Raw genomic sequence first — 22,187 nt, forward strand, 5'->3', positions numbered from 1 at the left:
TTATTACCTGGGGACCGGATTGCTTTTACCGTAACCTGGCTGAGGAGAAACTTCGCCAGGCAAAAATTCCATTTGCAGTGATACTGGAATGTCCTTCAGTAGCAGGTATGCTTGCGGCGATAACCACAGGGCTGGGAGTAGGAATACTCAATCAATACAGCGTAGAGAAAGCGATTTGTAATGTGTCTGAACTTGAGAAATTGATGCCTCTGCCGTCGGTTGATTGCCTGCTTCGCCTGAATAAACATCGCTTAAATCCAGCAAGCGAGGCCTTCTGCGAGATGCTGATTAAGCTGATGCAAAAATAGCAATAGTGTATTGGCTACTATTAATTGATGAAATTTTCGTGTTGTTAGTAATGCCCGCTTCCGGCACAAAGCTGCCTGTGGAGAACGCATGTCCATTATGGGGCGAAAACCGATAAATGCGGATCGCTGTTCGGCCAACTTTGTGAAGGTGGCTACTTCCGGACTCTGCACGGATCATGGTATCCGGCAGCATCAGTTCTGAAAACGTCACGCCACTGTGATACTGATAACGGCCAATGACAGCCTGTGATGCTGTATATAAACTCGCTGTCCCGCTTTTTTACAGGCCACGAGGGCGAATCGCAGGAAGGTGCTGATGGGCGGGGATCGATGAGCAACTGCGCATGATCAATAGCTTACCCACACCGCAGTATGGGTAAGCACGATCCGCGAATCAGTTGAATACCATTCCGCCGTCGATCAGTAGCGATTGGCCGGTCATGTAGTCGGAATCCGGTCCCGCCAGAAATGCGACGCATGCGGCTACATCTTCCGGTTCAGATAACCGGCCCAAAGTAATGCGTTTTGCAAATTCCTGCGTCCCAAAGCCAGCCGGTTTACCCGCCGCTTGTGAAATTTGCCTGTCGATCGATTCCCACATGGGGGTTTTAACAATACCCGGACAGAAGGCATTGACCGTAATGCCTTTCGACGCAAGATCTTTAGCCGCTGTCTGCGTCAGCCCGCGAACGGCAAATTTGCTGGAGCTATAAACTGCCAGCTCCGGATTGCCGACGTGTCCTGCCTGAGAGCAGGCATTAATGATTTTGCCACCGTGCTTCTCCGCGGAAAAAGCGCTAATCGCCGCCTGCATCCCCCAAATCACACCCTTAACGTTGACGTTATAAACCTTATCAATAATCTCCTCGGTGATATCGGTAATCGGTGTTGATGGCGCAATACCGGCGTTGTTCACAATGACGTTGAAATCACCCAGCGCATGGCGCGCTTCTTCAACGGCGTGAAAAACCTTATCGCGTTGGGTGACATCAACCTGCAGCGCGATGGCCTTTCCTCCTGATGTGACAATCTCATCAGCGACATGCTGCGCCGTTTCAAGATTGAAATCCGCGATGGCTACGGAAAAGCCGTCTTTTGCCAGGCGTAAGGCAATGGCTGCGCCAATGCCCTGTCCGGCGCCGGTTACAAACGCGACTCTGTTTTTCATAATCATATCCTTTCAATTAGAGAATTTGACTCAGGTGTAACTGACTCATCAGTAGCGGGTTATCGCGGTAGTCGACCGGAATTGCGACCACAGCGGGGCCGCTGACATCCATTGCTTTGCGCAATGTTGGCTCAAGTTCTGCCGCACTGTTAACGGAGAAGCCGGCTGCGCCAAAGGCTTCAGCATAGGCTTTAAAATCCACCGGACCGAAACTGACGCCTGAAATGCGCTGATACTTTTTCTCTTCCTGCATGGCGACCATGTTGTAGGCGTTATCAACCCAAATGATGTGCAGGATATTGGCCTTCAGCCTGACGGCAGTTTCCAGTTCCATGCTCGATTGCAAAAATCCGCCGTCCCCGGAGACCGACACCACCTTGCGCGAGGGATCAACCAGCCAGGCACCAATAGCCCAGGGAAGGGCGACACCCATGGTCTGTTGACCATTAGAGATCATGATTTGACGCGCACGGAAGCTATACAGATAGCGCGCTATCCAGATATGAAAGCTTCCCATGTCAACGGTAAGGTTGATGTCAGAGTTAATGATGTCCTGCATCGCACGCACGATGCGCAGGGGATGCAGCGCAAACTGATTTAAGCTGACACCTTGCATCGCCAGTAATTGCCGTTGCTGCTGGCGGTCTTCCAGTACAGCGGCCGCAGCGTGGCTTAGCGTTAATGGTGAGAGGATACGGGCGGCAATCTTGCATACGGTCTGCGCAATGTCGCCTACCAGTTCTGCGTCGGGCTGGTAGCGGTTATCCGTATCAGCCGGTAGCACATCAATATGTACCAGGATGGCTTTGCCGCTGTTCCACATTGCCGGCTCATACTCAACCGGGCTATAACCGATAGTGATGATCAGGTCCGCCTGCTGTAATAGCCGGTCTCCAGCTTGGTTGTTAAATAATCCAACCCGTCCGGCAAACCTTGAGAAGTGCTCCTGTCTGACTGCGCCTGCAGCCTGGTAAGTACTGGTCACGGGGATCTGGCTTTTTGACAGCAGTTCATGGATTGCGGCGCTGTTTTCTGGTTGGCTGGCCATCAGGCCCAGCAGGATAACCGGATTTTTTGCCCGGCTGATGTCCTGGCTGACAGCCTCAATTAGGGCATCGGGGGCCGCGCCCAACTTAACGTGTCCACTGTTTTGCAAAGGGCTGCCGGAAACCGGCTGATCAACAATATCCTGCGGCAGGCTGATAAAGGCACCTCCACCGCGTCCGTTTTCTGCATAACGAAATGCGTTAGAGACACATTCGGTCAGCGCGGAGGGGGCGGTGACCTCAACAGCATATTTCGTTACCGGACGAAACATCGACACGGTATCCAGGCTCTGGTGAACCTGTTTGGCGCTATCCGATCGTTTCACCGCTCCGCCAATAGCCACCACCGGATCGCCTTCGCTGGTGGCGGTTGCCATGCCGGTAACCAGATTCGAGCAGCCTGGTCCGGAGGTCACAAGTGCAACACCGGCATGTCCCGTAAGTCGGCCTACCGCTGCGGCCATAAAGGCAGCATTTGCCTCATGCCTGACAGGGATGAGTTGAATGGGAGAATCCACTAATGAATCAAACACTTTGTCGATTTTGGCTCCGGGGATGCCAAACACGTGGTTTACGCCTTGTGCTTCAAGCTGCGCGACCACGAGATCGGCGCCGCTGTTCCAGTGAGTGTGGGTTTTTAACGTTTTCATATTGCCCCCCTATTGTTAGCTTTCGACGGCGCGAATGGCTTCATCAAGATTGTGCGGCGTAAGCTCTGCCTGAAGAAATTCGGTATCCCGGGGTAGATCAATGACAAGCTTGTTGATGGAGCCAAAGGTTAGCGTTCCCTCCTTCAGCACATAATCGAGGATGTGCCCACCGCCTTGCCGGTCATCCGTAATAAAGTGCTCGTGATAACCCGCCACGTTGATTCCCTGCATGTACTGCGGCGTACGGAAGCCAATCAGTTCACCCTGCGTCTCTTTAAATGCGAAGGTTGGCTGATCGCCCAGCACTTCCGGCATCGAGCGATAAGGGCGACATTGGCAGGGAACGGTTCGAGTCCGTACGGCATGAAAGCGACCACTGATACGCATGGCACAGAATTGGTTATCTGAAGTGATTTTGCTGTCGATAACCTGATGAACCTCTTCTCGCGTGGCGGTTTCAGTAAAGCGGTGGCGATTTTCAGGTTTGAAAAAAGTCATCACAGCAAACGGCGTTTGTTGCTCGGGCTGGGCAGGATTGGCGCTGCCATCGGAGCGTAACTGATAGACCTTGCTGTCGAAGGCAATGAGTTCTCCATCCAGCTGGTTGAACGTACCCAGGCCAAAATCGCCTTTCTTTAACAGATCGGACACCGTGGTGGATCCGTCATAAACACCGCTTAGCAGCGCGCTCATCAGTGAAGTCTGATAGATAACCTTTTCTGGTGAATCATCATGGAGTTTAAAGACGGTTTCTTTCAGCTGTTCCTCGCATGAACAGGCAGATACAAAATTACACATTTGCCACCTCGCAAACCAATAGTTAAGCCGTGTTAATATCATGGTGGGCTTTTTGGCTTACCGAATCCAATAGCGAAACCTGTTAACTTTGAGACGTTTTTGATATGGAACTTCGCCATCTGCGTTATTTTGTTGCTGTCGCCGAGACGCTACATTTCACTCGTGCTGCAGAAATGCTCGGCATTTCTCAGCCACCGCTGAGCCAGCAAATACAGCGGCTGGAACATGAGATTGGGACACCATTACTGAAACGCCTGACGCGCGGCGTTGAACTCACCGAGGCGGGCAGGGCGTTCCTAAATGACGCCACTGAGATTGTTCAGCTGGCCGACCATGCGCTTGAAAAAGCCCGTGGTATGGCGCGGGGTATAAGCGGACAGATGTCGCTCGGGTTTGCCAGTTCAGTCGCTTTCGGGGCACCCGTGTTTGACCTTCTTCAGCGTTTTAGAACGCGTTATCCGGCAATGGAACTCATTGCCAGGGAAGAGAATATGGCTTTGCTGATGCAGGATCTGCGGGATGGGTTGCTTGATGCGGCGTTTATTCGTTTGCCGTGTGAAAGCAGCAAGGCGTTTAATTTGAAAGTCATCGCTACCGAAAGAATGATGATTGCGTTACCTGCGGGCCATGCATGTAGCTCCCAAGGCACCATTGCATTAGCGCAGCTGGTGGACGAAACATTGATTATGTTTCCGCGTGAAGTCGCTCCCAGCCTGTATGAGCTCATCGTCAGCACCTGTCTGCGCGCGGGGTTCACCACAACACGATTTATTCAAGCTCCCCAAATCACCTCGTCTCTCGGCATGGTCGGAGCAGGTTGTGGCATCGCGTTGGTACCAGAGTCCATGTGCTGTGTGAACAACCCGCATGTTACATTTTGCGAAATAGAGAATAACACCCTGTTTACCGATATCGCCTTTGCCTGGCGGCGCAACAATCCCTCCAGGACGGTGATGCATCTACTCAGTTTGATTAGCCAGTGATACGGCTAACTCTGTGACATTGATGCAGTGCTTGATCTTTATCGAATGATACGGACAAGGCAGCTTACTTTTTTTGGTGCGACACCAGTGCAAAGTAAGGATGTTGACCAGCCAGCAACAATAACAATTCATATTCGCCCTGGCTGAGCTGCCCTGGATTCTTCGCAGACTCTTTCGACTGCCAAACACGCAGGCTAAGATCGAAACGCTCAGCGGCACTCTGTTGTGAAAGGCCAGCGGCAAGCCTGAGATCACGAATATTATGCTGTACGGCCACGGGCCGCTCTAAAAGTTGATTTCTCAAAGAAAACTCCTTAAATACGGGATGGAGTGAATTTGGGTGTATCGCTCACCCGCCTCTAAACATCACGTTAACATGACCTGGATGCAGTGTTTTAATTTTCTCATTTATCAGAGACTTATTAAGAAGAAATGAAAATAATTATTTTTTAGTTTAATGAAATAGATATTGTTAACACATGTCAGAATAAATCGCTGGCCTCGCCAGGATTACTCTCCTTTTTTATCCCTACCTCAACAGCAGGAATATTCCTCTATTTTATCCAGGGTGATTGTTCAATATAGGGAATGTATTGCGCTGGCAAGCCTCATGCCGGGCGTTCCTGCATAAAACAGAAAAGGATAAAAATAATGAAAAACCGTCAATACATTCAGCGGCGTATTCCCGCAGACCTCAGTCAGGTAGAGATACGCGAGCAGTGGCAAATCACGTTCTGGACTCTGAAGTTAAGCACCACACAAGACCGACTGAGTCAGGCCCTGCGCGAAGTCGGGCCGGACCTGGAGAACGTGCGCGCGTGGCTTGAGACAACCCCCACTTCTCGCCCAAAACGTTAGTGCCGGTCAACCGTTAACCACCCCCGTGAGGGTGGCGAACGGACCTTGTGGTAGTGAAGTGCTGCTTATAAACGCCCGCGATAACCTGCGGCGCGTCGTAAACCTGCCCAACAAAAGCGTGTGTGCATAAGGTTTTCCCCGGTGTTGTCACTATAAATAATAATTTTTATCATTTATATATATCGCGCGCTTTATAATAGCGCGCTATTTATGTAGCTTTTTTATTGTGACAGTTAGCTGGAAAAAGTAAAACGTTTGCACGATGAAATAAATGTATCGTCATTAGATAATTATTTCGTTAAAGAAAGTACAAATGACGGCTTTCCCGACGGGACACTCTTTACGTTCCAGAATAATCATTCAGGTACGCCTTCCTTAAGCGGCAATACACTTCCAATGAGTGGATAGATCGAAATTCCGGTCGTTACTCTTTGCTAGCCAGATAAAGAAATGAATTTAAAAAGTAACCAATTGATAACCAGCGTGGGAGATCTGTTTTTTTTTGCTACCTTCAAACTATCCATAACACCAGTGGATGAAGGGATATTCAGGCTCAAATAACACCTGCACATATCGCTGTTACGTTAAGCAACCTCCGCAGGGGCTGCAGCATCATAAATTACATTCACGTGAGCCGAATTTGTATGAGCAAAAAAAATCATCGCACAGTACCAGGCGTACACCCCTATGATGGCCCGGCAGGCGGCTGGGGAGCACTTAAGGCAACCGCAATAGCCGTTAAAAACCAAATGGATACCTTAAAAGCGCCGCCTACGCTGATGCGCACTAATCAGCCCGATGGGTTTGATTGCCCCGGATGTGCCTGGCCTGATAAGGATCATGGCTCAACCTTCCAGTTCTGTGAAAATGGCGCTAAGGCGGTCACATGGGAAGCGACCACCAAGCGCGTTACGCCGGCATTTCTTGCCGAAAACACTATTACGTCGCTGCTGCAGCGTTCCGATTATGAGCTGGAGGGATACGGCAGGTTAACCACGCCGCTGCGCTATGATGCAGCAAGCGACACCTTCATCGAAGTGAGCTGGGAAGAGGCTTTTACGTGTATTGCCAATAAGTTAGCTGCACTGCCGCCAGATGAGGTTGAGTTCTATACCTCCGGTCGAGCATCAAACGAGGCGGCCTATTTGTTCCAGCTTTTTGCCCGGGAGTATGGCACTAACAATTTTCCTGATTGTTCAAATATGTGCCACGAGGCAACCAGCGTAGGTTTGCCTCAGTCGATTGGGATCGGTAAGGGCACCGTGTCACTGGACGATTTCGATAGCGCAGAGCTTATTCTCTCAATGGGTCATAATCCAGGAACCAATCATCCGCGCATGATGGGAACGCTGCACGAGCTGGCGCGCCGTAACGTACCGATTATCGTGTTTAATCCGCTGCGCGAACGCGCGCTTGAGCGTTTTTCCGACCCGCAGAATGTCATGGAGATGGCAACCAACAGCTCAACCGATATCGCGTCAACGTATTATTTGGTCCGTGCCGGTGGCGATTCGGCTGCGCTTAAAGGTATCGCCAAAGCGGTGCTGGCGATTGAGGCTGAAACCGGTACGGCACTGGATCATGCCTTTATCCGCGAGCACACAGAAGGGTTTGAGCGCTTCGCGGCGGACATCGAAGCCACATCCTGGGCATTAATCGAGCAAGACTCAGGCCTGAAGCAGGCAGATCTCAGGCGCGTCGCTGAAGCTTACGTCAAATCGAATGCCACTATCCTGACTTATGGTATGGGCATTACACAGCACAACCGCGGTACGGATAATGTGCGCCTGTTGGTCAATCTGCTGCTAATGCGAGGCAATATAGGTAAACCTGGCGCAGGCGTTTGTCCGTTACGAGGCCACTCCAACGTGCAGGGTAACCGTACCGTGGGGATCACTGAGAAACCGTCGTCCGATTTTCTCAATAAGCTGGAAAACGTGTTTGGATTTACACCACCGTCGCATCATGGTCATGATGCGGTGCAGGCGATGAAAGCGATAGTCGACAAGCAGTCGAAGGCGCTCATTTGCCTCGGAGGAAATTTTGCCGTGGCGCTGCCCGATTCAGACGTGACCTTTCCGGCGATGCGTGAACTTGAACTCAGTGTTCACATCGCGACCAAGTTGAACCGTACTCATCTTCTGACCGGGAAAGAGACACTACTGCTGCCGTGCCTCGGCCGTACCGAACTGGATGAGCAGTCTGGCAATCGCCAGTCGATCACTGTTGAAGATTCCATGTCGATGGTGCACGCCTCTTCCGGAAAGTTGAAGCCAGCGTCGCCGCTGCTGCGTTCTGAACCGGCCATTGTTGCCGGGATGGCCAGCGCGGCTCTGCCGAGAACGCGGGTTAACTGGAATGAGTTGATAGCCGATTACGATCTCATCCGCGACCTGATCGAAAAAACCATACCCGGATTCGATGATTACAATGCCCGCATTCGCCAACCCGGTGGTTTTCAGATGCCACTGCCGCCGCGGGATCGCATCTGGCCGACCCCGAGCGGTAAAGCGATGTTTTCGCTTTATCAAGGCACGCATGAAGACTTGACGGTGCCGGGCGACGACGTGCTACGTCTGATTACGCTTCGCAGTCACGATCAATACAACACGACGATTTACGCCATGGATGATCGCTACCGCGGAGTATTCGGCCGCCGTGATGTCCTGTTTATGTGTGACTTTGATCTGGAACGTCTGGGGCTTGAGCACGGGGATGTTGTGGATCTGGAGTCAGCAGTGCCGGGCTACCGTATGCGTCTGGAATCCATGACGGTAATTCGCTATGCCATCTCACAGGGATCGATTGGAGCCTATTATCCGGAGGCTAACGTCCTGATCCCACTGGACTACATCGACAAGGAGAGTGGTACGCCGTCGTATAAATCTGCTCCGGTACGTATCACGCTGCGGTCACGCGACGTTGTCACTCCGCAGGCCGTAGAATCCCATTAAAGTGAAAATGAGGCAGGCTTGCCTGCCTTCTGATTGCCACAACCGTGGCAAAAGGGGCGGTAGTTTGCAATGTCTTGAGGTCTGCTATGAGCGAGGAGCAGAGCCCTCATCGTGAGGACAGCAAATGTCTACGGGAACGGGGTCACTTCAGAAGGAAAGTGTGACTGTCCAGTATTCATCAGGATCAGCCCCACCGAAGAGGGGGCGGTGAGCAGTGCCTGTGCATTCTGTGGCGTGCCATAAAGTGCGTAGGGCACACGCATCAATCGGCGCGTTCTTTCTTCTGTTTTCTGTCTATCTGCAGAGTGCCTTAAATTTAAATGCCTTGGTTGCAGGCACGCTTTTTCTACCCTTTGGTGTCGGCTTTCTCATTGGTCCGTTACTGACAACGTACCTGAGGCAGTATGCCGGAAATTACCTTAGCGCCATCGGAATGGGATGTGAAACCGCAGGTTTAGCAGGTATGGCAGGATTGATCGCTACGACGATGCCCGGTCACTCTCCCGCTATGCTGCCCCTCGCCATGCTGCTTTTCGTGACCGGGCTTGGTCAAGGGCTGGCGATGCCAACTCTGGTGCGGATGGTGACAGGCCGGGTCGCGCCACAGTTTTCAGGTATGGTTGCTGGCGTAACCAGCTCGGCATTACAAATTAGCACTGCGCTAAGTGTGGCGGTTATCGGCGGCATTTTTTACAGCATGATTGGGAACGGTAACAGCGTCTCAATAATTACACATGCTTTTATCGTCGCGCTTCTGACGATGGCTATCTGCCTGGCTATAGGGGCAGGGTTAAGTATCAGGCTAATTCGGCGCTCCTTTGATCGCTCTATGAATCCGGATGGCTTATCTCAAAGGTAACGCAACAGTTCTCAGCTGACGTTAAGCGCCATATAATTAGGCAGCAAGCTGAGAACGTGTTTTTCTTTCTATTTTTCTGACAGACTGTTCAGTTTCTGCTGTTAATATGCACAACGATAATTCTTCGTTTTGCACGTACTTCAGGCAGATCATTTTTCATCGTATCAGGAGTTTATTCGGTATTCATGAATAAATCGTGACATCAGAGTCGTCCGTTATTGGCACAATAATGACATGCGCGCATGGCAATATCTTCCATGAGCAATGAGCAATGAGCAATAGATGGATAGGTTGAACATCCTGAGCGCTGAGGGCATTTAATGTTGTAAATGCTGAAATTTATTAACTCATCAACTGGTGATGAAATTATGAAAAAATCTATCGTCCCTGAAGAATTTCAACACTATTTCGATGATTGGCACTTTTCCCCCGTTATCGAAGCAGATGGCACAGTATATCTTTCCGGTGTTACCGCAGCACGTAGGGATAAACCTATAAGTAAGCATCCTGAAGAACAATTTCATGATGCCTTTTATAAGCTTGGCGTTTATTTAAATGCCGCTGGTTTAAACTATGAACACATACTTGAGATGACCACTTTTCACATTGACCTCAAAAAACATATCGACGTTTTTTCCAGAGTAAAAGATGAGTATGTAAAGGCGCCATATCCAGCTTGGTCAGCTATAGGCGTGTCAGAGTTCATTCCTGAGAATGCCCTTGTGGAAATGCGGATTGTAGCCAAAAGATAGTTTTAGGCGTGGGCACTAAAATAATAGTTGTGTCGGTTTCTGGCATTAAGCGGACTGGTATGTCAGGTCCGCTATGAGCGAGAAGCGGACATCCGACTTTTCCATGAAAACCGTTAGCTTTCAGTTAATCAAACAAAAGAGGGCGGAAATTCTCATAAACTTTCTTCCTCCCTTTTATGGAAAATTAATTATTTTTAAAAGACTGGTCGTAGATAATGCAATCTCTACCTGCTCTCTTAGCTCTGTACAGGGCATCATCAGCTGCATTGATAGCAGAAGAAGATGAGTCATGTTTAAGCTTGGTTGCCACACCAATACTTAGCGTGATACCGAAACTTCCGTTGCATGCATCTGAAACCGAAGTTTTAATTTTTCTGATGATATCTTCTGCGTTGATATTGTCATAGATAACGATGGCAAATTCTTCACCACCCGATCTTGCAATAAAAACATTCTCGCTTACAAGGTTACTTAGTCTCAGCCCGGTATCTCTCAGCACCCTGTCTCCAGCCTCATGACCATATGTGTCATTAATTTTTTTGAAGTGGTCAATATCAGCAATGCAGATAGTTCCTGACCGGTTCTCCAATCCTCTCAATATAACATTCAAATGTCTTCTGTTAGGCAACCCTGTTAATTCGTCTGTAAGTGAAAGATTAACCGCTGATTTATAATTATGGTTCACATAGAATATGAACTTTTCAAATAAAAAAATAATCATTAATATGGCTGGAATATAAATAATTGAAGCAATTAATGATGCTGTATCTCTTTCAATCAAACCAAGTCCGCCTGCCATTGAAGCCAGGGATGAGTTCAAAAGCAGAAACAAACTCACTCTAAAAACAAGCAAGTTCACCTCAGTAGATTGGATATTAAAAGATTTCCTGATAAACCATGCCATCACTGCTACAGTGCAAGAATTAATGAAGAAATAAAAGTTGATTTTTGAAGTGTCACCAATAGCAAAAGAGAGAACAATAATCAAGGTTGCCATAAAGCAAGTATAAGTGATCACCATCCTATAAAGAAGTCCTTTAGGAGATTCAACTTCATGTATAAGTTTGTCGTGTATCTTGAAATTCATCACGCTATCCTGTTTTGGTCAGGTATAAATAGTACCACATAATTATTTATGGAGGTGATGATTTGTGTGGCGGAGGTGATTAACCAGGTATGCTAATTTATTGTTTCACATGAATAAAAAAAAGGCTTCCAACTCAATCCTGCTGATTTGCTTTCATTTTATGATTAGATACTTATGGTTTCAATATTGTTCAGGATATACCTGACCTGTTCTGAGACTATTAATGTAATGCAGGACTACCAGCGCCCATTTCTGGCACAAAGGGGACATGTTTAGAAATGAGGTCTGCAATGAGTGAAGAGGGAAAAATAACGCTTCAGGCTCCGTTCATACATTCTAACCTTACTGCCATATGCAGCATAAAAACTTGGCGGCTTTATACTCAGCGCCATAAGTAGGTTGATCTTCCCGTCAGCCCCTGTAACTTCCGCAACTGCGCGTGCGCGATTTCACCAGCGTCCTCCAGGCCGAAAACCCGCATACTGACGTCAAGTTCACCGGCAAATACTCCCAGCCGCTGCCTGTTCTGCCGGCAATGATAATATTCAGGCTGGCACTTTTAGCCTGGGCGGCGGTTATGCGTCCCGTGTATCCGGTGGCGCCATAAATCAGTAGTGTTTTCATGATTGAGGGTGCTGCCATTCTTTAAAGACAAATTCAAGGCTGTAGCCATCGGGATCGAAAACGCTGGCGGCGTAGTAGCGGGGATCGTAGTGAAGCCGGGCGCCAGGTGCGCCATTGTCAGACGCTCCGGCACGCATGGCTGAAGCATAGGCTTCATTCACCATTGTTTGATTTCGCGCGACAAACCCGACATGTACAGCAGCTGGCGCAACAGTTCCTTCGCGTAGCCAGAAAAAGATCCGGCCTTGAACACCGAACCCTTTCAAATTCGGATGGCCTGGCGGCCCCTCTTTTCCGTCATAATCATGACGAACCGTGATGCCGAGAGGGGCAAGCGCTTCCGTATAAAAACGGACAGAACGGTCTGTATCGCTGACCGTTAAAAACAGATGATCGAGCATAAAACCTCCGGAAGGATTCAGATTTGGTAGCCGCCGGCGACCTCGATGGATTGTGCGTTGATCCAGACGCTGTCATCAGAGACCAGGCCTGCGATTACCCGGCCGACATCATCCGGCTCCCCCACGCGTTCCAGCGCGGTCTGTGAGGCGAGCAGTTTCTCAAATTCTTCGTTCAGTCCTCCGCCCAGCGACGTACGGATTGCACCCGGAGAGACTGCGTTTGCCCTGATGCGCCGCGGCCCGAACTCTTTGGCCATATAGCGGGTCAGTACTTCAAGGCCGCCTTTAAAGGCAGCGTAGGGCGCAACACCTGTCGTGGCCACGCGCGTGGTGGCGCTGGTAACGTTGATGATGTGTCCTCCATCGCAAATCAGAGGCAGCAGCTTTTGGGTCAGGAAAAAAGGGCCCTTCAGGTGCACGGCAAAAAGAGTGTCGAACTCACTCTCCGTCACCGTTTCAATCGGGTTGAAGAGCCCAAACCCGGCGTTGTTTACCAGCACGTCAATGTGCTCACGTTCCCAGGTGATACTGACTATCTCAAGTAAGGCATCGCGGAAAGTGCCGAAGGTTTCGGTGCGAGCCACATCCAGATGCAGCGCAACGGCATGTCTGCCTGACGCTTCAATCTCCTTCACAACCCTCAGGGCAGATTCAGGATGGCTGTTATAAGTCACAATCACCCCCATCCCTTTAGCCGCGCACTGCTGCGCCACACTGGCGCCAATTCCGCCACTGCCGCCGGTAATCAGTACAATTTTCAAGGTTTCATCCTTTCTGTCTGCGAGAGGAAAAAGGATAAAACCTCCGGGACAGCTCTGCCTCTGCGTTCCTGCTCGATTCTTGCCTTTTTCTGCTTTATGCTCGCTTTAATCATCATACGGAGGAGGCTGACCTTGACACTGGAACCCCTGCTTGACGAACTGCGCCTTATGGCCGCTCATGCCCGAAACTGGCGAACCGAAACCGGTATACCGCGTGTGGCAATGGTGCAGGGGGACGTTCCCGCGCATGCGCTGGCTGCGGTCTATGAGCCGATGATTAATCTCATACTGCGGGGAAGTAAATCCATGACGGTAGGTGACCGGATATTCCACTACAATCCTGCTTCTTACTTTGTCATGTCAGTAGATTTGCCAGCCGTAGGCGAAGTCCTTCCCGAGGCCACCGGTGCTCCTTATCTCGCGATCAGTCTGACCCTGAAACCTGAGAGGATAGCGACGATGTTGGCTGATTTACCTCCCGTGAAGGCTGATCCGCAGTCGGGTGCTTTTTCCGTTGCTGCCGTCACGCCCGAGCTGCTGGATGCCTGGGTAAGAATGCTTCGCCTGATGAAGAGCCCTGAAGATATCCCGGCTCTCGCACCGGTATATGAACGTGAAATCCTTTATCATGTTCTGAAAGGCCCACATGGCTGGATGCTGAGGGATATTGCTTCACCGGGAACCATGCTGGCGCGTATAGGTAATGCGATTCGCTGGATTAGACATAATTTTGCTGATGAATTTGTGGTTGAATCACTGGCCGCACAGGAAGCCATGAGCGTATCGGCTTTTCATCGTCATTTTAAGTCCGTGACAAACATGAGTCCGGTCCAGTATCAGAAGCGCGTCCGTCTTCTCCATGCCAGAACCAAATTACTGGCGCGCCAGCAGAGCGTTACGTCTGTTGCCATGGAGGTGGGTTATCGCAGCGTGCCTCAGTTTAATCGCGAGTACGCCCGTTTCTTTGGCCGCTCTCCTTTGAAAGACGTTGCAAGTCTAAGGTACGACGCTGATGGTGCAGAAAGCCCGCTGAATCAACACGTTTGATGCGGCAGTAAATTTTGCTGCCGTAACAAAGCAATAACTCACCACACGATATTTCACTTCGCGGGTAGCAGACAGGCGAAACTAGCAGGCCGTAATTCAGATGGGGTTCAATTTCGCAAAGTGTCGTCCGGCCATCTTACTCATCCTTTCTGACAGACGACTTCGATGTTATTACCGTCAGGGTCTAAGATATAAGCGGCGTAATAGTGAGAGTGGTAATGATGGCGAATTCCCGGTTCGCCATTGTCTCTCCCGCCTACCTGTAGAGCGGCACGCCAGAATTCGTCGACTATGGCCCGTTCACTGGCAGCAAAAGCCAGATGTGTTGAAGCGCCTGTTATGTCTTTATCATGAAGCCAGAGCCTCGATGCAGGGAGCGTATACCCGCTATGAGTGAGAAGCGTCAGTTCATAATGCTGACTTTTGCTATCAGCCCTAAGGATATTTCCTCTCTTTCATCAAGTGAAAAGGAAGTCTTCAGCCTAAAGCTATAGGGCTAAAGAGCATCTTATGCACCCGGATTATGATGGAGATACGAACGTTGTCTGACTGTTGGACGGGCCGGTAAGGGCAGGTGAATTTACAGTCCCGGCAGAGGCTAAATTTTCTTCAAACCATCCCAGAAAATTCTGCAGCTTTGGCCTGCTCCGGTAGCCCAGCGGCATGACGAGATGATGTGCGCTGATGGCATGGCTGAACTGCTCAGGAAGGATCCTGACTAACGTGCCCTGACGCAGGAATTTCTCTGCCAGAAGCTCGCTTTCAAGCACCACACCGTGCCCCATCGCTGCGGCTTCCAGGCTCATATATGAGCGATCAAACCTGAAAAGCCAGGGCTGGGCGGGCTGGGCGATGTTATGTGCCCGGAACCACTCAGGCCAGCGTAGTAATGTATTTTCCGAATAGATAAGCCTGCGTGAGATCAAATCCTCTGGCGCACCGACGGGTGCGTGCGCAAGGTACTCCGGTGATGCCATGGGCAGAATGCGTTCATTTCTCACGGACCTGATATCGAAACCTTCCCATGACGGAAAGCCATGTCGGATAGCGATATCCACTTCGCCGCGTCCGAAATCCACGTCCTCATACGAGCAGGCCAGCGTGACTTCAGTGCCGGGATACTGCTTCTGAAATGACTGAATGCGCGGTAAAAGCCACAGGTAGCCGAAGGTGGGGGAGCTGTGAATATGGATTTTGTTCACGCGGCCTGCGGCCTTCATCTCCGCGGTTGCCTGAATCAGCCCCTGTAGATGCACGCCAATGATCTCCAGGTAAGCTTCTCCCCTGGCGGTCAGTTTCACGCCGGCAGCGTGACGTTCGAACAGCTGGCACTCCAGGCTCTTTTCCAGCGTGGCTAGCTGATGGCTTGCGGCTGAAGCGGAAATACCCAACGCTTCAGCCGCACGAACCACGTTGCCCGCCCGGGCAATATGTTCAAAAACCTGAAGACACTTCAGTGAAGGGATCTCCGCATAATTTCTCATTTTCCAAACCTTGTAACACCAAACTGCTCCTATTTTATCAGCTTACAAAAGGTGGTCACAGTTGTTCATCATTAAATGGTTAACCATTTGTCGAGATCACTCTCACAATTCTTTATTTACAAAGCAAGCGTAAATGGACTTAAGGACGAGGTCTGTAGTTTATTGGTAAACCATTAAGATCTACCACTCAAGGGAACTTCTGATGACAAAACTGAATCACAACCTTCACGGCCTTTCTGAACATGCTTATTCGATTCGGCGGCATGCCCTGCGTATGGGCGCCGTGCAGGGACAGGGCTACATAGGGCAGGCACTGGGCATTGCCGATGCGCTCACGGTGGCCTATTTCCATGCCATGTCCTTCCGGGCGGAAGATCCTGAATGGGAAGGTCGTGACCGCTTTCTGCTTTCAATCGGTCATTACGCAATTGGCCTGTACGCCGCTCTCATCGAGGCAAAAATCATTCCTGAGCACGAGATAGAGAATTACGGTAGCGACAATAGCATTCTGCCGATGTCCGGCATGGCGGCCTATACCCCGGGGATGGAAATCACCGGCGGCTCGCTAGGGCATGGTTTGGGTATTGCTGTTGGCATGGCGCTGGGCCTTAAGAGAAAAGGGAACAATGCGGCGGTGTATAACCTGCTGTCGGACGGTGAGCTGAATGAAGGGTCGACGTGGGAGGCCGCGCTTTCCGCCAGCCACTGGAAGCTCAACAACCTGATCGCGCTGGTAGATGTTAACCGCCAACAGGCGGACGGAGACAGTCAGGAAGTTCTGGCCACCGAGCCGGTCGATAAAAAGTTTGAGGCGTTTGGCTGGTTTGCTCAGCGCGTGAAGGGGCACGATTTGCAGGCACTTGTCAGTGCATTCGATGCGGCCCGGCATCATGCGGGCGACCAGCCACGCGTGATCATTCTCGATACGCTGATGGGCAAGGGAGTGCCTTTCCTGGAAGAGAGAGACAAAAATCACTTCATTCGCGTAGCTGATGCCGAGTGGCAGCAGGCACTTGATGTCCTGAAACGCCATATCTGAAAATCACTTCCGACTCAATGAGGCCACTATGACCACTAAAAAACTGACCACATCTGCCATGATTGCTTCAATTGCTGAAGAGGGGCAGGCAACCATTCCGGCTCCCTTTGGCCATGCCCTGGTCGAGCTCGCAAAAAAACACAATGATATCGTCGGCATGTCGGCAGACCTGGCGGCCTATACCGATTTGCACATTTTCTCGCGCGAGTTCCCGGAACGGTTTTATCAGATGGGTATGGCTGAGCAGCTGCTGATGAGCGCCGCTGCAGGGCTGGCCCGCGAGGGGGCTACGCCTTTTGTCACCACCTATGCCGTGTTCGCCGCACGACGAGCCTATGATTTCATCTGTATGGCTATCGCAGAGGAAAAGCTTAACGTCAAAATCATCTGTGCATTGCCGGGGCTCACAACGGGATATGGCCCCAGCCATCAGGCAACAGAGGACATTGCTATTTTTCGCGGCATGCCGAACATGACCATCATCGATCCATGCGATGCCATTGATATTCAGCAGGCTATTCCGGCCATATATGAACATGAAGGTCCTGTCTATATGCGCTTGCTGCGAGGAAAAGTGCCGGTCATTCTGGATCGGTTCCCTGACTACAGGTTCGAGGTCGGAAAAGCGAAGCTGCTGGCAGACGGCCACCAGGCGCTGATTATTTCGACTGGCCTGATGACCATGCGCGCCATTCAGGCCCGTGACCTGCTGGAAAAAGAGGGTATCAGCGTCGCGATACTGCACTCCCCAACCATTAAACCCCTGGATGAAGCAACTATTTGCCGTGAGGCGGAAAAACGTAACTGTCTGGTGATAACTGCAGAAAACCACACGGTGATTGGCGGACTGGGCGAAGCCGTAGCCTCCGCGCTGATGCGAAACGGAATATTCCGGCCATTCAGGCAGGTCGGGCTGCCGGATAGATTCCTGGATGCTGGCGCGCTGCCAACACTTCATGACCGCTATGAGATATCCGCACGTTCACTTGCCTCCAACATTGCATCCTGGATTAAACAATAAAGCATCTCATCCACACGCCTCTGCGTGTGCAGGGGTGTGTGCAACTCTGTTTTAAAGCCTTGCCATTGAAAATATCCGAAAGATAAAGGGCTTATCATGATTGATAAATTAAAAAGGAAGAGTCAGTACAGATGGTTTGTGATAGCACTCATTTTTATACTCTTTATGGTTGCACAGGCAGACCGGGCAAACATCGGCTTCGCTATTCCTTTTATCCAGAAAGAATATGACCTGACCAATTCAGAGATAGGTCTCATCATCAGCCTGTTTTTTGCCGGTTACGGACTATGTCAGATCCCGGCGGGCTTTTTTGTTAAACGTAAAGGGATCCGGTTTTCCTATGCCGCCGGTATGCTGTTGACATCCGTCTTCACGTTTATGATGGGCAAAGTTGATTCTGTCTGGCACCTTAAAATTCTGCGCGCGCTGGTGGGCGTCAGCGAAGCTCCCGTCGTGATCAGCTCAACAGCCACCATCAACAACTGGTTTCCAACGAAAGAGAAGGGGACGGCCACGGGCATTTTTCTGGCCGGTTCAAAATTCGGGCCGTTGCTGGTTCCTCCCATCTGTGCCTGGATTCTGATTCATTATGACTGGCGCCATATCTTTCTGTTCTTTTCAATACCGGGAGTCATTCTGGCTTTGGTGTGGTATGTCCTGGTCAGGAATACCCCGGCAGAAAGTCGCTTTGTGAATCAACAGGAGGCGGATTACATCGCGGAAGTCAGCCGTGATGAAGAGGGGAGCAAGCGACGTTTCAAAAGCCGGGCGTTCCGCTATGGCTTTATTGACCGCATGATCAGAACGACAAAGCTCACCCCACTCGACTCATCCCGGTCCATTTTCCGGTCATGGGATATTTACGGAGCAGCCATCGGTTATATGTGCATGGTGGGGATTGTTGACGGCGTGATCATGTCCTGGCTGCCCAAATATCTTCTGCAGGAACACAAGCTGTCCATCGTGGCTTCCGCGGCGCTGGCTGCCACGCCGTTTGCCGGAAACGTGATAGGGAATCTTTGCGGCGGCTGGATTTCGGATAATCTGCTGGCCAAGCGCCGGAAGCCCCTGATGATGTTCAGTGCTGTCTGCACGATTGTGATGACAGGGCTGATGACCGTAGCACCCCAGAATCCCTATCTGCTGGGCCTGCTGCTGTTCTGCCTGGGCTTTCTGATAGCACTGGGGTACTCAGCTTACTCGGTATATGCCATGGCCCGGGCGTCCAGAGAGACTTATCCGGTCGCTTACGCCATTATTAACATGGGCGGGCAACTGGGAGCGGTGTGTATGCCCCTGATCGTCGGAGTATTGCTGGATAACTACAGCTGGAATGCGGTGTTCATCACGCTGGGTATCGCCGCGGCACTGTGTCTGGTGGTGGTCTTTACCATCCGTGAGCCCCTACCCGCAGGTGCCGAACTGGAGTGACAAACAGCCAATGTAACCGGCGGCATGCAGCCGGTTACATGATCACTGCATAAGCAGATTCATCAGCATATTTTCCCGCTCCCAGTGGGCGAAATGTGCCTCCATGGCCGCTCTGGCCGCATCAGGATCGCGGGCCGCAATGGCCTTAACAATATCTTTGTGATTGCTGTTAATGCGGGTTTCCGATTCGTTCAGACCTTTCATGATACTGCGTCGTTTTCTCAGCAAATCGGCAATGAAAGAAGCGATGCTCTGATAAAAAAGCATGATGACAGGATTATGGGTCATACCAGCCAGCACCAGGTGAAACTGATAGTCTGCCTCGACCTTTTCTTCAAAACCTTCAACTGTCACCATCAGATCGCTCAGGCGTTCGAGCTCGGCAATTTCTTTATCAGATGCATGCGTGGCCGCTTCCTCGGCCAGCATTTTCTCGAACATTTCCCGGGCGTCTTCGATGGTATCGAGCGAGATGTAGCCTAACTGTGAGGCAATATCAAAATAGAGGTTGGCAAATGACAGGCGAGGCATTCTGAGAAACGTTCCGCTTCCCTGATTACGCTCAATAAAACCAAAAAATTCCAGAGAGGAAAGGGCATTTCGGATAATGGATCGCTGAACCCCCATTTTTTCCGCCAGGACCCGTTCAGAAGGCAGTCTGTATATGCCATTTTTATCAATCGCAGCAGTCGCGAGTATCCGTTTGATCAGGGACTGACTTTCTTCGGGGATTCCGGTCATGTTTATCACATAAGATGATTACAGAGGGCGGGTGGGTTACCGAATATCCTAACGCCTGCATCAGGGGATGACAACATAAGAGGCGTGCCGGGCGGGGACAGAACAGCATTCTGAGCAAAAGTTATCTGTTCTCCCCGCAGGTAATGAAATCAGACCATTACCTGCCGGTCAGATGGTTTCAGGCGTTTCCGCCCGCTATTTTTTTCAGTGCCACGACTTCTGAATGCTCAATATACGGCGGGAGTTCGCTGAAGAGTTTAACGATATGGTCAGCATTCAGATGCTTTTGCAGTAGGTCAAGAGAAGACCATTCTTCGGTCCAGACAAAACGACGGGGATTCTCTGCGTCCTGGTTAAGCTGATAAGTAATGCAGCCTTCTTCACTCAGAGTTCTCGCAATGACGCTGCAAAACATTTCATGAACCTTATCTTCAAAGCCTTCCTTAACGGTAAATAATGCGACGACTGGTACAGTCATAGTGCCTCCTGAATAGTAACAATTGGCTTAATGAGCCTGATCAAACAAGTTATTCAAGCCGCTCAGGGCAGACATGAAATCAAGATAGATGGGTGTCTTTGCACCGAATCGGATGTCATTGACAATCGTGAGCGAGCGCAATAATGGATAAAGCCTGAAGTCCGATTCATTGATCTCTTACCGGTACTTCAGGAGAGTCTCGAGTTCACCGAGCCTGGCATTCCCTGTGCTTTTCAGGAACCTCCCGCCATACTGCCCATCAACGTAGTGAACGATATCCCTACTCTCAGCCATGAAGGTACCGTCGTCCTTCTCGAGGATAGGGGCAATTTTTTTACTTACCATTCTTGTGGACGTTTCAGCATCAGCTTCAGACATGAGGCGCAGTTCCAGAGGAATTTTCTTTATCCCTAAAATCATGCGTGCCCGGACGCAGAATGGACAATGCTCGTAAATATATAACTTCATCAAGCAGCCTCCCTGTAGATTTTAGATTACTCGCAAGTAACATTACTAAAAAGTAATGTTACTTGCGAGTAATATTGGTGTCCACACATAATCCTTTATTTTACTTAGCTGTTAGAGAGTGATTACACTAGATGCGTTGCTGATCCAGTTTATTTATCGGAGCCCTGCTTTGTCACATCGCGTTACCCAGCCTCAAAACAGTCCGCAGCCCACCAGAGGCGAAGTAACCCGCCAGCGCCTGCTGGAGCATGCCTGCCGCGAATTCGCCAGACTGGGATTTCACAGCACTAAAGTGAGCAATATCGTCAAAGCCAGCGGGCTGAGCCAACCCACGTTTTACATCTATTTTGACAGCAAAGAAGCCGCATATGAGGAGCTCGTTCATGAGTTTCGCCGCAGACTCAGGATCATCACGAAAGATTTGCTGATCCAAAAGCCCATCGGCGGAGAAGCCTTGGTCAAAAGTCTCCAGTTCAGCTTTATCAGTTTCCTGAGTTTTCTCGCAGAAGATCCGGATCTGACTGAAATTGGTCTGTTCCAGCCGCCGGGCTGCACGGAAACTAAAGCCTCTCTCGCCATATGGATCGCGGACAATATTGCACAGGAGCAGGAGCTGGGGGTATTCAGCAAGGACGTCGATGCGCTGACGGTCGCGCGATGCTTCGTCGGGATGATCGATCAGGCTGCCAGGGTTCCCCGGGATGAAATGACTTTGGAAGAGCTGGCAATGGGCTGTGCGCGTGTGCTGTGTAAGGGCATAGGGCATTGAGTCGGGTTTTACACCCTTAATCGAAAAAGTGGCGGCAAAAAAACTAAAACTCAGACATCTGTCCTTGTAATGACACTGATTGAGCCTGCACCTCCTTGCATGCATAAAATTTAATCATTTCTACCGCGTCATCGAGGGTAAATCCCCGTTGCGTGCTGTCTGTGGTCTCGTTAAGCGTCTTACTCGCATAAAGTGTATAGAATTATCCCGTCTCTTTTTACTGAATGGTTAACTTGCCTGACAGCACTTAGGCTGCATCGGCATGGGTAGGTATGCCGGGGTAATTCCGTGTGGGGTGGGAGGGGCATACGCATGACGGAAAGCTGTGGCCTGCCCGAAGGATAGTGCTAATAAGGCTGCCCGCTCCATGCTTTGTCGCTCTGAAGTACGAGTTCGTGCTGCAGGTAAACCTGCTGCGTTTTTTTAGCGTGTTCATCCTTCATACACTCTCCTTAAATTT

At 50.4% G+C, this 22,187-nt stretch carries 22 protein-coding genes and 2 pseudogenes; 11 read left to right on the plus strand and 13 right to left on the minus strand.

Annotation, left to right across the window (positions count from 1 at the left end):
* A partial coding sequence (locus K5Y30_RS24325) for a LysR substrate-binding domain-containing protein (protein WP_255606817.1) occupies nucleotides 1–308 on the plus strand: 308 nt, incomplete at its 5' end.
* Between the two features lie 394 nt (nucleotides 309–702).
* On the opposite strand, the gene K5Y30_RS24330 is transcribed toward K5Y30_RS24325, so the two are convergent.
* The 3 genes from K5Y30_RS24330 to budA are packed head-to-tail and all read right to left on the minus strand — an operon-like array spanning nucleotide 703 to nucleotide 3,970.
* Nucleotides 703–1,476 (minus strand): (S)-acetoin forming diacetyl reductase, encoded by a 774-nt coding sequence (locus tag K5Y30_RS24330; RefSeq protein WP_222184307.1) that lies wholly within the window; start codon nucleotides 1,474–1,476, stop codon nucleotides 703–705.
* A 16-nt stretch (nucleotides 1,477–1,492) separates the two neighbouring features.
* Complete coding sequence (gene alsS / locus K5Y30_RS24335; protein WP_222213980.1) at nucleotides 1,493–3,172, minus strand: acetolactate synthase AlsS; 1,680 nt, start codon at nucleotides 3,170–3,172, stop codon at nucleotides 1,493–1,495.
* A 15-nt stretch (nucleotides 3,173–3,187) separates the two neighbouring features.
* Entirely contained in the window at nucleotides 3,188–3,970 is a 783-nt protein-coding gene (budA, locus tag K5Y30_RS24340) for an acetolactate decarboxylase (RefSeq protein WP_222184305.1), read from the minus strand.
* A 104-nt stretch (nucleotides 3,971–4,074) separates the two neighbouring features.
* On the opposite strand from budA, the gene K5Y30_RS24345 reads away from it, so the two are divergent.
* On the plus strand, nucleotides 4,075–4,953 hold the full coding sequence (locus K5Y30_RS24345; protein ID WP_222213982.1) for a LysR family transcriptional regulator: 879 nt from the start codon (nucleotides 4,075–4,077) through the stop codon (nucleotides 4,951–4,953).
* 64 nt (nucleotides 4,954–5,017) lie between these two features.
* Here the strand turns inward: K5Y30_RS24345 and K5Y30_RS24350 are convergent, their stop codons facing one another.
* On the minus strand, nucleotides 5,018–5,257 hold the full coding sequence (locus K5Y30_RS24350; protein WP_137387215.1) for a transcriptional regulator: 240 nt from the start codon (nucleotides 5,255–5,257) through the stop codon (nucleotides 5,018–5,020).
* A gap of 347 nt (nucleotides 5,258–5,604) precedes the next feature.
* Here K5Y30_RS24350 and K5Y30_RS24355 point away from each other — a divergent pair, with 347 nt between their 5' ends.
* Together K5Y30_RS24355 and K5Y30_RS24360 are read left to right on the plus strand one after the other, a co-directional pair.
* Complete coding sequence (locus K5Y30_RS24355; protein ID WP_101761078.1) at nucleotides 5,605–5,811, plus strand: DUF3606 domain-containing protein; 207 nt, start codon at nucleotides 5,605–5,607, stop codon at nucleotides 5,809–5,811.
* Nucleotides 5,812–6,455: 644 nt separating this feature from the next.
* Nucleotides 6,456–8,765, plus strand: a complete 2,310-nt coding sequence (locus K5Y30_RS24360; protein WP_222213983.1) for an FdhF/YdeP family oxidoreductase — start codon at nucleotides 6,456–6,458, stop codon at nucleotides 8,763–8,765.
* Between the two features lie 155 nt (nucleotides 8,766–8,920).
* Here K5Y30_RS24360 and K5Y30_RS24895 read toward each other — a convergent pair.
* Nucleotides 8,921–9,037 (minus strand): annotated as a pseudogene (locus K5Y30_RS24895) (LysR family transcriptional regulator); the annotation flags it as partial.
* Between K5Y30_RS24895 and K5Y30_RS24365 the strand changes: the two are divergent.
* Both K5Y30_RS24365 and K5Y30_RS24370 read left to right on the plus strand, forming a co-directional pair.
* A pseudogene (locus tag K5Y30_RS24365) lies at nucleotides 9,028–9,624 on the plus strand (MFS transporter); the annotation flags it as partial. The pseudogenes K5Y30_RS24895 and K5Y30_RS24365 overlap by 10 nt on opposite strands.
* A 368-nt stretch (nucleotides 9,625–9,992) precedes the next feature.
* Nucleotides 9,993–10,376: a Rid family hydrolase gene (locus K5Y30_RS24370; protein ID WP_101761070.1), complete on the plus strand. Its 384-nt coding sequence runs from the start codon at nucleotides 9,993–9,995 to the stop codon at nucleotides 10,374–10,376.
* 184 nt (nucleotides 10,377–10,560) lie between these two features.
* Here K5Y30_RS24370 and K5Y30_RS24375 read toward each other — a convergent pair whose 3' ends face one another.
* The 3 genes from K5Y30_RS24375 to K5Y30_RS24385 form a co-directional block, all read right to left on the minus strand.
* Complete coding sequence (locus K5Y30_RS24375) at nucleotides 10,561–11,463, minus strand: GGDEF domain-containing protein (RefSeq protein WP_222183851.1); 903 nt, start codon at nucleotides 11,461–11,463, stop codon at nucleotides 10,561–10,563.
* Nucleotides 11,464–12,083: 620 nt separating this feature from the next.
* Nucleotides 12,084–12,488, minus strand: coding sequence for a VOC family protein (locus K5Y30_RS24380; protein WP_222183849.1), 405 nt, complete (start codon nucleotides 12,486–12,488; stop codon nucleotides 12,084–12,086).
* 17 nt (nucleotides 12,489–12,505) lie between these two features.
* Nucleotides 12,506–13,249: an SDR family NAD(P)-dependent oxidoreductase gene (locus K5Y30_RS24385; protein ID WP_222183847.1), complete on the minus strand. Its 744-nt coding sequence runs from the start codon at nucleotides 13,247–13,249 to the stop codon at nucleotides 12,506–12,508.
* A gap of 96 nt (nucleotides 13,250–13,345) precedes the next feature.
* Here K5Y30_RS24385 and K5Y30_RS24390 point away from each other — a divergent pair, with 96 nt between their 5' ends.
* A complete protein-coding gene (locus K5Y30_RS24390) occupies nucleotides 13,346–14,296 on the plus strand; it encodes an AraC family transcriptional regulator (protein ID WP_222183845.1) in 951 nt (316 codons plus the stop codon).
* A 140-nt stretch (nucleotides 14,297–14,436) separates the two neighbouring features.
* Here the strand turns inward: K5Y30_RS24390 and K5Y30_RS24395 are convergent, their stop codons facing one another.
* Together K5Y30_RS24395 and K5Y30_RS24400 are read right to left on the minus strand one after the other, a co-directional pair.
* Nucleotides 14,437–14,739 (minus strand): VOC family protein, encoded by a 303-nt coding sequence (locus K5Y30_RS24395; RefSeq protein ID WP_370634245.1) that lies wholly within the window; start codon nucleotides 14,737–14,739, stop codon nucleotides 14,437–14,439.
* Nucleotides 14,740–14,817: 78 nt separating this feature from the next.
* Complete coding sequence (locus K5Y30_RS24400; RefSeq protein ID WP_222213985.1) at nucleotides 14,818–15,780, minus strand: LysR substrate-binding domain-containing protein; 963 nt, start codon at nucleotides 15,778–15,780, stop codon at nucleotides 14,818–14,820.
* A gap of 202 nt (nucleotides 15,781–15,982) precedes the next feature.
* On the opposite strand from K5Y30_RS24400, the gene K5Y30_RS24405 reads away from it, so the two are divergent.
* The 3 genes from K5Y30_RS24405 (at nucleotide 15,983) to K5Y30_RS24415 (ending at nucleotide 19,271) form a co-directional block, all read left to right on the plus strand.
* A complete protein-coding gene (locus K5Y30_RS24405; protein ID WP_222183841.1) occupies nucleotides 15,983–16,819 on the plus strand; it encodes a transketolase in 837 nt (278 codons plus the stop codon).
* A 28-nt stretch (nucleotides 16,820–16,847) separates the two neighbouring features.
* Nucleotides 16,848–17,840 carry a transketolase family protein gene (locus K5Y30_RS24410; protein ID WP_192413355.1) on the plus strand — a complete coding sequence of 331 codons (993 nt, stop codon included), beginning with the start codon at nucleotides 16,848–16,850 and terminating at the stop codon, nucleotides 17,838–17,840.
* A gap of 96 nt (nucleotides 17,841–17,936) precedes the next feature.
* Nucleotides 17,937–19,271 (plus strand): MFS transporter, encoded by a 1,335-nt coding sequence (locus K5Y30_RS24415; RefSeq protein WP_222213987.1) that lies wholly within the window; start codon nucleotides 17,937–17,939, stop codon nucleotides 19,269–19,271.
* Nucleotides 19,272–19,313: 42 nt separating this feature from the next.
* Here K5Y30_RS24415 and K5Y30_RS24420 read toward each other — a convergent pair whose 3' ends face one another.
* The 3 genes from K5Y30_RS24420 to K5Y30_RS24430 all read right to left on the minus strand — a co-directional run bounded on the left by K5Y30_RS24420 (nucleotide 19,314) and on the right by K5Y30_RS24430 (nucleotide 20,958).
* Nucleotides 19,314–20,012, minus strand: a complete 699-nt coding sequence (locus K5Y30_RS24420; RefSeq protein ID WP_222183837.1) for a FadR/GntR family transcriptional regulator — start codon at nucleotides 20,010–20,012, stop codon at nucleotides 19,314–19,316.
* Nucleotides 20,013–20,190: 178 nt separating this feature from the next.
* Nucleotides 20,191–20,490 (minus strand): putative quinol monooxygenase, encoded by a 300-nt coding sequence (locus tag K5Y30_RS24425; RefSeq protein ID WP_222183835.1) that lies wholly within the window; start codon nucleotides 20,488–20,490, stop codon nucleotides 20,191–20,193.
* A gap of 177 nt (nucleotides 20,491–20,667) precedes the next feature.
* Entirely contained in the window at nucleotides 20,668–20,958 is a 291-nt protein-coding gene (locus tag K5Y30_RS24430) for a glutathione S-transferase N-terminal domain-containing protein (protein WP_222183833.1), read from the minus strand.
* Between the two features lie 169 nt (nucleotides 20,959–21,127).
* Between K5Y30_RS24430 and K5Y30_RS24435 the strand changes: the two genes are divergently transcribed.
* On the plus strand, nucleotides 21,128–21,727 hold the full coding sequence (locus K5Y30_RS24435) for a TetR/AcrR family transcriptional regulator (protein ID WP_192235552.1): 600 nt from the start codon (nucleotides 21,128–21,130) through the stop codon (nucleotides 21,725–21,727).
* Nucleotides 21,728–22,187 lie beyond the last annotated feature (460 nt).

Source organism: Pantoea sp. DY-5 (assembly GCF_019795955.1).
Classification (GTDB): Bacteria; Pseudomonadota; Gammaproteobacteria; order Enterobacterales; family Enterobacteriaceae; genus Pantoea; species Pantoea leporis.